This is a genomic window from Daejeonella sp. H1SJ63 (assembly GCF_029360775.1).
Taxonomy (GTDB): domain Bacteria; phylum Bacteroidota; class Bacteroidia; order Sphingobacteriales; family Sphingobacteriaceae; genus Daejeonella.
The window spans coordinates 256,926-268,753 of record NZ_JARKMZ010000007.1; the positions used below are offsets into that span (position 1 = coordinate 256,926).

8 protein-coding genes are annotated in these 11,828 nt (G+C 39.7%); all 8 read left to right on the plus strand.

The genetic code is table 11. The features are described from left to right. Positions 1–337: 337 nt before the first annotated feature. The 8 genes from P2W72_RS03575 (at position 338) to P2W72_RS03610 (ending at position 11,780) form a co-directional block, all read left to right on the plus strand. Positions 338–1,465, plus strand: a complete 1,128-nt coding sequence (locus P2W72_RS03575) for a glycosyltransferase family 1 protein (protein ID WP_276359519.1) — start codon at positions 338–340, stop codon at positions 1,463–1,465. 66 nt (positions 1,466–1,531) lie between these two features. Beyond that, positions 1,532–2,515, plus strand: a complete 984-nt coding sequence (locus P2W72_RS03580) for a GDP-mannose 4,6-dehydratase (RefSeq protein WP_276359520.1) — start codon at positions 1,532–1,534, stop codon at positions 2,513–2,515. A gap of 105 nt (positions 2,516–2,620) precedes the next feature. Continuing rightward, the gene (locus tag P2W72_RS03585; RefSeq protein ID WP_276359521.1) at positions 2,621–3,316 is read left to right on the plus strand and encodes an acyltransferase; all 696 of its coding nucleotides are present in this window, start codon (positions 2,621–2,623) and stop codon (positions 3,314–3,316) included. Between the two features lie 56 nt (positions 3,317–3,372). Further along, complete coding sequence (gene asnB, locus P2W72_RS03590; RefSeq protein ID WP_276359522.1) at positions 3,373–5,283, plus strand: asparagine synthase (glutamine-hydrolyzing); 1,911 nt, start codon at positions 3,373–3,375, stop codon at positions 5,281–5,283. Beyond that, the gene (locus tag P2W72_RS03595; RefSeq protein ID WP_276359523.1) at positions 5,280–6,437 is read left to right on the plus strand and encodes a glycosyltransferase family 4 protein; all 1,158 of its coding nucleotides are present in this window, start codon (positions 5,280–5,282) and stop codon (positions 6,435–6,437) included. The genes asnB and P2W72_RS03595 overlap by 4 nt, the downstream gene beginning before the upstream one ends. 1,165 nt (positions 6,438–7,602) lie before the next feature. After that, a complete protein-coding gene (locus tag P2W72_RS03600) occupies positions 7,603–8,697 on the plus strand; it encodes a DUF1972 domain-containing protein (protein WP_276359524.1) in 1,095 nt (364 codons plus the stop codon). Positions 8,698–8,722: 25 nt separating this feature from the next. Beyond that, entirely contained in the window at positions 8,723–10,126 is a 1,404-nt protein-coding gene (locus tag P2W72_RS03605; protein ID WP_276359525.1) for an undecaprenyl-phosphate glucose phosphotransferase, read from the plus strand. Next, complete coding sequence (locus tag P2W72_RS03610) at positions 10,116–11,780, plus strand: capsule assembly Wzi family protein (protein WP_276359527.1); 1,665 nt, start codon at positions 10,116–10,118, stop codon at positions 11,778–11,780. Before P2W72_RS03605 ends, P2W72_RS03610 begins: the two co-directional genes overlap by 11 nt. Positions 11,781–11,828: the final 48 nt, after the last annotated feature.

Genomic DNA, 11,828 nt, shown 5'->3' on the forward strand with positions numbered 1-11,828 from the left:
AAGAACGTTTGCGTAAATGATGAAATAAATTTCTCTTGTACGATGTGCATGTCCCCCACCGGCGGGGGTTAGGGGGTGATTATCCTTTCTTCAATGATGCAAAAACGGGATTAAGGTACGGTAAGATTTACAGGGTGATTACCTCCCCCTGCCAATGCACAAATCAAATGTACCCCCCTTCCTAAGAGGGCAAACAAAACGCATAGACATTAATAATATCCCTGACTTAAACGCCTAAATAAAGATTTTTTACTCTTTCCAGATTTAACCAGTCACTACTTTATCCGAATTCTGATAATTAATCTATTTTTGCAGCATCTATGATTGATACCCTTCTATGTCACAAAAAATAAGAGTAGGACTTGATATTCGTGATCTCAGAATTGCAAAGACGGGTTCCAGAACTTATCTTGAAGAAATATATAACCAGTTTAAGAGTAATCAATACGATTGTGAGTTCGTTTATTTTGACACTTCCATCCCGGTATATACAGGACGGTATAAAGCATTCAAACTGATTGAACATATTCGCTTTTTCATTTGGAAACAGCTGATACTTCCGGTAAGAGCCAGACTTAATAAATGTGATATTCTTTTTTGTACAGACTATTTTGTCCCTTATTTTACTCCGGGTTTCAAGGCTATTCCGGTATTTTACGACACCTTTTTCTATGAATATCCCGGTCATTACAATTCGCAATGGCTCAAATTATTCAAGTGGATTGGAGTAAATGCCGCGAAAAAATCACCGGTAATTATTACCATTACTGAATATACCCGGAACAGAATCTCTCATTTTACGGGAATTGATCGTTCAAAGATTAAATCAATCCATCTTGCCCCCAAAAAGATGGCTGTAGCTGAATCTGAACCGGGATACAGCCCTGCTTTTAAGATCCCTACCTCAAAATTTATTTTACATGTAGGAACCCAGGAGAAAAGAAAAAATTTAGTCCGCCTGATTGAAGCTTTTAAATTGCTCAGGCTTGCAGGGCATACAGATTATTCACTGGTTTTAGTCGGACAGCCAAGCCCGAAAATGGATATGGACGATAGTTCGGCAATACAGGAAACAATCAGCAGACTTGATCTCAGAGAGTATGTAATCACACCCGGATATGCAAGCGATAACGATCTGGCATATTTTTATAAACATGCCTGGATGTATGCATTTCCTTCCATTAACGAAGGTTTCGGACTTCCTGTTTTAGAAGCTTTTCATCATCAGTTACCGGTAATTATTGCTGATAATACCTGCCTTCCGGAAGTTGGAGGAGATGCTGTCCTTTGTTTTGACCCCTTCAAAGTAGAAGACATCAGTCAGAAAATGAAAGAGCTGATTGAAAATGATGAATTAAGGTCTGAACTGATCAGAAAAGGCACTGAACGGCTAAAATTATTCTCCTGGGAAAAAAATGCTGAAGAATTAATCAAAACATTTAAAGCCGCTGTCAATAAAAATTAGCATTTTCGTAAACTATTTATCATTTTCAGCGTATTCAGGTAGAATATCAGCTATTAAACTAAATAAGTGAAGAAAGCTTTAATCTGCGGGGTTTCTGGACAGGATGGTTCATACCTCGCTAAATATCTTTTAGAAAAAGGTTATTATGTATTCGGGGCTTCCCGGGATGCTCAAACATCTTCTTTCATCAATTTAAAAAAGCTGGGAATTAAGGATGATATCTCCTTAATGTCTATCAACATCACTGATTTTGGTAATACACTGGAATGTATCAATAAGATTAAGCCTGATGAAATCTATAATCTTGCCGGACAAAGTTCAGTACGTCTTTCCTTTGAACAGCCACACGAAACTCACGAAAGTATCAGTACCGGCAACCTGAATCTGCTGGAAGCAATCCGTTTCAGCAATCTGCCTATCAAATTATATAATGCCGGATCCAGTGAATGCTTTGGAGACAGCAATATTCCTGCTACAGAAAACACCATATTTCATCCCAGAAGCCCTTATGCAATAGCAAAAGCAACTGCATTCTGGCAGATCGATAATTATCGCGAAGCTTATAATCTTTTTGCCTGTACCGGAATTCTGTTTAATCATGAATCTCCGCTGAGACCCGATCACTTTGTGACAAAAAAGATCATATCCACAGCTTGTAAAATTCACCGCAATAAAGCACAGAGATTAAGCCTGGGAAATATCAATATTGAACGCGACTGGGGCTGGGCACCTGATTACGTAGAAGCCATGTGGCTTATGATGCAGCAGGAACAACCTAAAGATTATATCATTGCTACCGGCAAAAGTCATACTCTAAAGGAATTTATCAATATTACTTTCAATGCACTTGACCTCAACTGGGAAGAGCATGTGGTGATTGATGAAGTGCTCAGAAGACCTACTGATCTTCAGATCGGCAGGGCTGATCCCGAAAAAGCAAACAGAGAACTCAACTGGAAAGCAAAATTAGGACTAAACACAATCATTGAAAGCATGATTGAGCACGAATTAAGTTATTCGAGTTTGAGTACCCCCAACTCCTATTTATAATTTCTGCTTCTCTATATCTAATTCGGATACATTCTTAAATTTGTACCGGTAATTTTGAATATCTTGTTCAGAGATTTCAATTTTTTAATTGTTTAGTCCTAATTTATGAAGTCAGAAACTGGATTGCTTCAACGGTTTAAATTTATTGTTAACCGGTTCCCTCCTGAATGGCAAACAGCTGACATCGTTTCTACTTTTTACAGACTTTTCTTTTTCTATATCCGTGGAATGTTTCAACGTTTATTCTTTAAAAAATCAAACGGATGGGTTTTGGTTGGTAAAGGCGCTTCCATCAGGTACGCCCGCCATCTGAGTGTGGGGAGGGATTTTATTGTAGAAGACTATGCAGAAGTTAACTGCATGACTTACAGAGGAATAATTGCAGGAGATCGGGTAACAATCGGGAAACATGCGATTATCAGACCTACCAATATTTATGGCTCAGCCATAGGTGAAGGGCTTAAAATTGGGAACAATTCCAGCATCGGACCGTATTCATACATCGGCTGCTCGGGTTATATCGAAATCGGAGACAATGTAATGATGTCGCCAAGAGTAAGCATTTACGCCGAAAACCATTTATTTGACCATCCTGATTTAACCATTAAAGAGCAGGGGGTAAAAAGGGAATTTGTTAAAATAGAGGATGATTGCTGGATTGCAGCCAATACCATTATACTTGCCGGAGTGACCATAGGGCGGGGATCTGTTATTGCTGCCGGTAGTGTGGTTACTAAAGACATTCCTCCTTTTAGTATTGTAGGCGGAGTGCCGGCGAAAGTGATAAAGAGCAGAAAATAAACAATGACCCAGCTCCAATATTTTAGATTGAAAACCAAACCCGATAATTTCTGATTATGTGCGGGATCATTGGTGTCATATCAAAAAAGAATACCTCAGACTTTGGATCCCGGTTTTCGGCATCTGTCAATGAGGCTCTGAACCACATGGAATATCGCGGACCGGATAATAAAGGTTTTTGGTCCGACGAAAGAGTGATATTCGGTCACCGCCGCCTTTCAATTATAGATCTTTCAGAAGATGGGAATCAGCCTTTTCATTCCGACTGCGGCAATTATGTAATTATTTTTAATGGTGAGATCTACAATTATCAGGAATTACGCGCAGACTTAAAAAAAATGGGACATCAGTTCCGGACCGACTCTGATACTGAAGTTATCATTTCTGCATACAAACAATACGGTACTGCATTCCCCAATTATCTCAGAGGAATGTTCGCTCTGGTGATCTATGATCGGAAACAGGGGGAACTAATCTTTGCAAGAGACAGGCTGGGCAAAAAGCCCCTGTTCATTTATGAAGATGAAAACGAACTTATTTTTTCTTCTGAGATCAAATTCTTTCATGCATTTAAGCATATTCCGCTCGAAATAAATCAGAGTAGTTTACTGAATTATTTGTCACTTCAGTATATTCCCGGGCCGCAAACCATTTACAAAAGTATAAGGCAGCTAAAGCCCGCAGAGCTCTGGAAGTATAACCTGAACAGCAATAAATCTGAGAATCAAACCTATTGGAATATCTTCGATAAGATTGGCAAAAGGAAAGACATCCCTGCGATAGAGGAAATTGATGAATTGCTTCAGAAAAGTATCCGCTACCGGCTTGTTGCCAATGTAGATATCGGCTTATTACTGAGCGGAGGAATAGACTCCTCACTGCTGGCCTGTTATATGCATGAGCTTGCAGGAAAAAAGGTAAAGGCATTTAATGTTGGATTCGCTGAAAGCTCGCTGGATGAATCATCTTATGCGAAACAGGTAGCAAATTCCATGGATCTGGATCTGATCAGTCTCAGGCTGGAAGATCTTTCTGCAGAAAATTTTTCCAGATCGATTTATCATGGAGATCAGCCTTTAGGCGATTCTGCAATCATTCCAACCTATCTGATCTCTAAATCGATCGGTCAGCATGTTAAGGTAGTACTTTCAGGCGAAGGTGCCGATGAACTCTTTCATGGTTATTCTCACTACAGTCTTGAAAAATACTTTTACGGTCTCGGAAAATTACCATTTGAAGCTGCAGGGTTCCTTTTTAATAGCCTCTCAGGACTCGGTATTCAGAGGTTTGATAAGGTCAAAAACAAATTAAGAAGTATCAATACCTTCAAAAAAGATACAGGAACTTCACGATGGACCTCCATCCTGAATCCCGATCTGAGCAGAGGATACTTAAATTCAAACAGTAAGTCCGACGACTCCTACGAAAATTTATTTCACAACTATTTACAGCAATTCAGGCAAAACGCGGGTAAACTCGAATCCAGCCTGATGCTCGACCTGCTCACCTGGCTGCCTGATGATTTATTGGTTAAAACAGACCGTATGATGATGGCCTGCAGCGTGGAAGCACGCACACCCTACCTTGATCATGAACTAGTAGAAACAGTCCTGGGATCATCCGGACACTTCGGCAAAAAGCCTTTTCAGTCTAAAAATTACCTGAGGGATCTTTTAAGAAAAAAACTCCCCCCGCATCTGGCTGAAACCATTGCAAACAGATCAAAGCAAGGCTTTGAAACTCCGAAAATGAACTGGATAAATTCAGGACTTTCAGAACTTTCAGGTTTTTTGTTTTCGGAAGAGAACCTGAAGTCAAACCCATACCTGAACTTAGCAAAAATCCGGACCTTATGGGAGGACAACCAGAAAGAAAAGCCGGGAGCCAACAAACGTTTATTATGGAATGTATTCTGCTTTCTGGAATGGTACAGGCAGCATGAAACAAAATTTGGTTTCGATAAATGAACAAAAATATCCTGATTGTCGGGCATAGTGGTGATATGTATGGGGCAAGTCGCTCACTCAGCAAACTGGTCAGAATTCTGGACCGGCATTACACCGTATATGTACTTCTGCCTGAAAAAGGAGAATTGTACAATGCTTTGATCAGCAGTATCCCAACCGAACGGATTCTGATCTATGAGGATCTTTATATTTTCACCAGGAAATCATTTAAACTGCAATACCTCCCGTCAACCCTGCTTCGCTTTCTGAAAAATCTTTACAGAATTTGTCATATCATCAGTAAATACAATATAGAACTCATTCATACCAACTCCGGAGTAGTCCCGGCACCCGCCTTAGCTGCAAAAATTAAAGGGAAAAAGCATCTATGGCATATCAGGGAGTGGTTCGGAGATTTCAGAAAATTCTGGCCTATCTATTCAGCTTATATCAAAGCTTTTTCAGATCGCATCATCTGTGTGTCGCAGACGATGGCCTCTCAGTTTGGTGACAGCAAAAAAGTTAAAGCGATTTATAATGGCTTTGAGATTCCGGATATTAAAACAAAACCAATACTAAGTGCAGATTTAACACAAAAACTCAGTGGTGCAGATTTGATTTTAGGCTGTACTTCAAGAATCAGATTGATCAGAAAGGGGCAGGAGTATTTGATTGAGGCTATCGGAATTCTATCCAGGAAAACAGAAAAAAAAATACATGCCATAATCATCGGCGATTATGTGCCGGGATATGAAGATCAGAAAACAGTAATCGACTCCCTGATTAACAAGTATAAGCTGGAAGATCAGATACATTTTCTTGGCCATCTGAATGACCCGCTACCCTATTATCAATTCTTCGACGTTTTTGTACTGCCATCCGGTGAGCCTGAGCCATTTGGAGGTGTAATCATGGAAGCCATGAGTATAGGATTGCCGGTGATCGGTTCGAATGCAGGAGGAACTACCGAGCAAATTGCTGATGGATGGAATGGTTATCTTTTCGAAAACCAGAATGCGGCAGATCTTGCAAATAAGATCAAACTCTTTCTTGACGAGCCCTCAAAACTCAGGTTGTTTGGAACAAGATCCAAAGAAAGAATTGAAAAACACTTCAGCCTTGAACTTCATCAGGAGAATATTTTAGAGCTTTACAGGGGAGTGTTTAGTAATTAGTATTTAGTAATTAGATTTAAGGCTACTAATTGGTTAATTTCTTTCCCATATTGACATCTTGTACTAATACCGTCATTTCGAGTAATAAAATTTAAGAAATTCTGAAGGAGAAAATGACATCGCTTTATTTATCGCTGCAGTACGGCTCTCACTTGCCGGTTTTTGAGAATGAGGTCATGGCATCCGCCACGAGGACAATCAGTATCTAAATATTAAGTAGATTCCGGCCTCCGAGCCGGAATCTACTTATTCCCATAGCAATTCATTGTCATGGCGGACTTGATCCGCCACCTCCCCGCATATTCAAAATTCGTTTCCCTTTGGTATTGATGTTAGAATTTGGATAGATAGAAAGAATTTGATGGCAAACCTGGGAGATGTCTTAATCAAAAACAAAGGCAATTGAACCGCTTAGCATTAGAACTAAACCTGGTGGTAACATCACCGTAATTATAACATGTCATGGGTAAGGAAGAATGAAGAGAAATCTCAGCACTAAAGCCACACCCCGCATCAACAGATTTCTCCTCGCTACAGATAATTTTTTAACTGAAGAATTTCATTCGCTCGTTCGACCTGCCTGCGGTAGGCAGGAATGACGATACGGAAAGGACCCTTCGCCCTGTTTAAAACAAATTGCTTTATTGATAATTTCTACTTTCCTCCTTAGAAGATCCTTCGTCGCCTTCAATATCGTGGTAAATTTAGAAAATCGTCAGGCTCCTCAGGATGACACAGTGCATCAACGAAATGTGGAAGTTTATTTGTTTGTGTTGAGTATGAGAAAGAGCATTTGAAGCCCCCCCTCTTTGATTCTCCCGCCGGCGGGAGACATTGGGCGCATAGGCTCTCACACTGGGCCAAATCCTGCTAATTTGCTCATTCTCATACATTGACAAATAGACAAATCATCACATCACCTCCTAATCCAACCATATACTCAAAACGCCGATTGAATCACACCCTCATTTGCTAATTTGCTAATTCCCTTCCCCGACAAATTTCACCCCATAGAATCATATATAAAATTCAAAATTTAGAATTAATTAAATACCTTTACACAGTCATGTTTCGGCACATTCCATTAAAAATTCATGAATTATCCAAACGGTATTTGTTTGGAGCATTCTGATAAATTGTTAGTGTATTATACCTGATCAACTGAATGAAATTAGCCATAATTGGTACCAGGGGTTACCCCTATGTTTATGGTGGTTTTGAAACTTTTGCCAAAGAACTCAGTGAAAGGCTGGTAAAGAATGGGGTTGAAGTACATATTTATTGTCAAAGGAACCTTTTCAGGGAAAGACCTCCATTAGTAAACGGAATTCATCTCCATTATATCCCGACGATACAGACTAAATCCCTGAATCAGATTGTCCATTCATTCCTCTCAATTTTACATGCCACCTTCAGTTCAGTTAATGTAATTCTGGTGGTTAATCTTGCTGCCGGACCAATGGGCTGGATACCAAAGCTGACCGGCAAAAAGACTATGATCAATGTTGACGGATTGGAATGGTTAAGACCTAAATGGAAGGGCGTCGGTGCAGCATATTTTCGCTTTGCTGCTAAAATTGCCTGCAGGCTCTACGATCTGATTATTACGGATGCCGATGCAATGCGTGAGGTCTATCTTAAGGAATTCAAAAAAGATTCAACAGTCATTGCCTATGGTGCACCGGCGTATAAAAAAGCCGAGCCTTCGTTTTTATCCCGTTTTAATCTTATCCCTGAAGAATATTATCTGATCGTGGGACGCCTGATTCCTGATAACAATGCAGACCTGATTGTTAAAGCTTATCTGCAGGCTGATTCAAAAAAGAAACTGGTTATTGTTGGTGATGTCCCCTATAGTGATCAATATGCATCTGATCTGAAAAAAATGGCTGAAGGAAGAGTTCAATTTACGGGTTATGTCACAAACAGTGATGAACTAATGTCCTTATATCAATACAGCTTTAGCTATATTCACGGTCATAAATTTGGAGGAACAAATCCTGCAATGCTTAAAGCCATGTCTAATAATTGTGCTATACTTGCCTTAGATACATGCTTCAATCGTGAAATGTTGAACGATGGTGAATTTGGCCTGTTCTTTGAAGAAGATCCGGCGTCTGTCATCCATGCAATGCAGCAGCTTGAAAATGATGAAAAAATAGTTCAAAGATTAAAAAAAGAGGTCGGCAAAGGGCTTACCAACAAGTATAACTGGGATTGTGTAACGGCTGCTTACCAATCTGCAATGAATAGTATTTAGCAATAAACGGGAAAAATAATTCTCCATGACGAGACCTTATTTTTTATATAAAGGATTCAGATTTTTAGTTGATACCCCCCTGCTCTTCCTGTCTTTATGGGTTGCAGATTATTTTAGCGGAGAATATTTTTTTTCAGGTCAGCATTCATTTGTTTACATTTTTCTGCTGCTTTCAATTATTTCGTGGTACAGTGCAGCCCAGGTTTCGGGCTTATCCAGAGACCTGAGATCCAATAAATTTGCCGAAGAAATTATCTACGTTTTCATCACCCTGATCCTTTTTGCGATCATGTTAACATCCTTTCTCTTTTTTTTCAGGGAAAGCATACATCTGAGTAATTACTTTTTGCTCATTTATCTGGGAATACTGTTTATCCTTGTACTCTCCTTCAAATATATTATCAGAAAGTACCTGCACAGCATCTTTTACAGCGGCAGATTTCAGGAAGAAATTATTCTTGTTGGTTCAACTCCTGCCGCTAAAGATTTTTATGATACCATTAATCTTCATACCTATTACGGATATAAATGTATCGGATTCCTTGACGATGAGAATAAAAAACTGAATGGCTGTCCATATCTGGGTACCATCAAAGACCTCAGTAAAATTCTGGCAGAATCTACGGTCGATGAAGTAATCATTGCCCTGCCCAATTCTCAACATGAACAAATCAGTGCCTGTATTGAAGCCTGCGACTTTCATGCAAAAAGAGTCAGAATGATTCCCGATTTGTATCTGTATGCGGCAAGTAATATCACTATCAACACCATCGGACTGCTGCCGGTGATTAATTATCGGTCCCTGCCACAGGACCGATGGGCAAATAAAATACTCAAAAGAGGTTTCGACCTGTGTTTTTCTATTCTGTTCTTTCTACTTATCGGATGGTGGTTTATGCCCATCATTGCCCTTCTGATTAAATTAACATCTAAAGGACCGGTATTTTTCAAGCAGGAACGCTGGGGATTAAACAACCGGAAAATTATCTGTTATAAATTCAGAACCATGTATAACGGTAGCCCTGAAACAGATGAAAACGGCGGATTTCTTCAGGCTACAAAAAATGATAGCAGAGTAACCCCACTTGGTAAATTTTTAAGAACCTGGAATATTGACGAACTTCCGCAATTCTGGAATGTCCTGCTGGGAAATATGTCGGTAGTCGGGCCAAGGCCACATGTCACACCCCTTAATATCTCTTCCATACAAAATGTGGATCGTTATATGCTCAGACATCTGGTCAAACCCGGAATTACCGGGTATGCTCAGGTGAATGGAAGTCGTGGTGAAACCTCAGCACCGGGCTCGATGCAACGCAGGGTAAATTATGATCTTTACTATATACACAGCTGGACATTTTGGATGGATTGTCAGATTGTATTACAGACAATTATTCTTACAATAAAAGGAGACCAGAATGCTTACTGACAAAAAGAATTATATATTTCTTATCCTGTTCACTTTATTTACCCTCACCGGGATTGGTATTACCGATATACAAGCCCAGATAGTATGGGAAAACCCTAAGCTTCCGGTTAATAGCTTTTTATCCAGGCAGGCACAAAAGGGCAATATAGAAATTGCAGACTTCATTCTTCCCCTGAGCAGAAAGGAAATCGCTTACCAGCTATCTGCTCTTAAAGACCTTTCACATAAGCTGACTGAGATTGAAAAACAGGAATTAACCTTCTATTTAAAGGAATATGCTGAATTTAATCAGTCCGTAACTGATACTTCAATTTTCTTAAAAAAAGATCAGCATGGCAGATGGAGATTTTTAACAGTTGATAAGGATGGTTTTGTTTTGAGGGGAGACCCTGTAAGCGGGATGGAAACCACTATAGGACAGGGGAAAAGTATACTCAAAAATAGCAGCGGACTTCAATTCTGGGGTCATATTAATAAAAATTTGTCTTTCCAGGCTTATTTTTCGGAAATAACCGAAATCGGAAATGGAATTGATACCCTCAAACAGTTTTCAAATGAGACGGGTATTGTTAAGACAAAAAATGCTGACATTAATCGAAAAAGTCTGAACTATACCAACTTTCGCGGAAGCGCTACTTATGAATTAGGGAAAGGCTCTTTAAGTTTCGGATCTGATCAGCTTCAATGGGGATACGGTGAAAATGGAAGGCTGGTCATGTCAGATAAGGCTCCTTCTTATCCTTTTATCCGTCTGGATTACCAACCCCTGAAATGGCTTAAATTCCATTATGCTCACAACTGGTTGCATTCGACAATACTTGACTCCGCCAGAACTTATCCCAAGGGAAATCAGATCTATGGAACTGAAAGGGAATTGTATGTATCGAAGTTTATGGCAACCCATAGTCTCAATTTCTTCCCTCTAAAAGGACTGGCATTGAGTATTGGTGAATCAATCATTTACAGCGATAAACTAACTGTGGGCTATCTGATTCCTGTGATGTATTTCAAGGCTTACGATCAGAGCTCAAGCAGATACAAAATAAACTCAGGTTCAAACGGACAGTTCTTTTTTCAGGCCAGCTCCAGGAATCATATCCGGGGCACTCATCTTTATACTACTCTCTTTATCGATGAGATCAGAATGTCGGAAGCGCTCAACAAACTAAAAAGCAGAAATCAGATTGGTTTTAACTTCGGCGCTTCCATTACCGATCTCCTGATTCCATATTTAACGATGGGTATGGAATATACCCGGATCAATCCATTTGTCTATCAAAACCTCATTCCGGCACAGACCTATACAAGTCAGAATTATTTGATGGGAGACTGGATAGGCCAGAATGCAGACCGACTCACTGCCTGGTTAAAATATAACCCAATCCCCCGTTTGTCTACAAAAATCCGTTTGGATTATATACGAAAAGGGGAAGAGGGGAAACTGGAAGACCAGTATTATGCTGAACCTCAGCCGGGATTTCTTAGTTCAGGAATCGAAATCCAGAAACAATTACTGATTCAAGCCGAATATGAATTAATCAATAATCTTAATATTAAAGCCTCTTATTATAAACAGGGGGGCATCATTCGCCCGGCCTTACAACCTAATGCTGTATCAAATGAATTCAGATTTGGAATATCATATGGCTTTTAACAATCAGGATTGAACATTTTTGTGTTTACCGTTATCAGACAGCAAGAT

Bases quoted from the DNA above. Each gene is read 5' to 3' on its own strand.
- P2W72_RS03610 (WP_276359527.1), top strand. From the start codon at position 10,116: ATGCTTACTGACAAAAAGAATTATATATTTCTTATCCTGTTCACTTTA.
- P2W72_RS03575 (WP_276359519.1), top strand. From the start codon at position 338: ATGTCACAAAAAATAAGAGTAGGACTTGATATTCGTGATCTCAGAATT.
- P2W72_RS03595 (WP_276359523.1), top strand. From the start codon at position 5,280: ATGAACAAAAATATCCTGATTGTCGGGCATAGTGGTGATATGTATGGG.
- P2W72_RS03585 (WP_276359521.1), top strand. From the start codon at position 2,621: ATGAAGTCAGAAACTGGATTGCTTCAACGGTTTAAATTTATTGTTAAC.
- P2W72_RS03605 (WP_276359525.1), top strand. From the start codon at position 8,723: ATGACGAGACCTTATTTTTTATATAAAGGATTCAGATTTTTAGTTGAT.
- asnB (WP_276359522.1), top strand. From the start codon at position 3,373: ATGTGCGGGATCATTGGTGTCATATCAAAAAAGAATACCTCAGACTTT.
- P2W72_RS03600 (WP_276359524.1), top strand. From the start codon at position 7,603: ATGAAATTAGCCATAATTGGTACCAGGGGTTACCCCTATGTTTATGGT.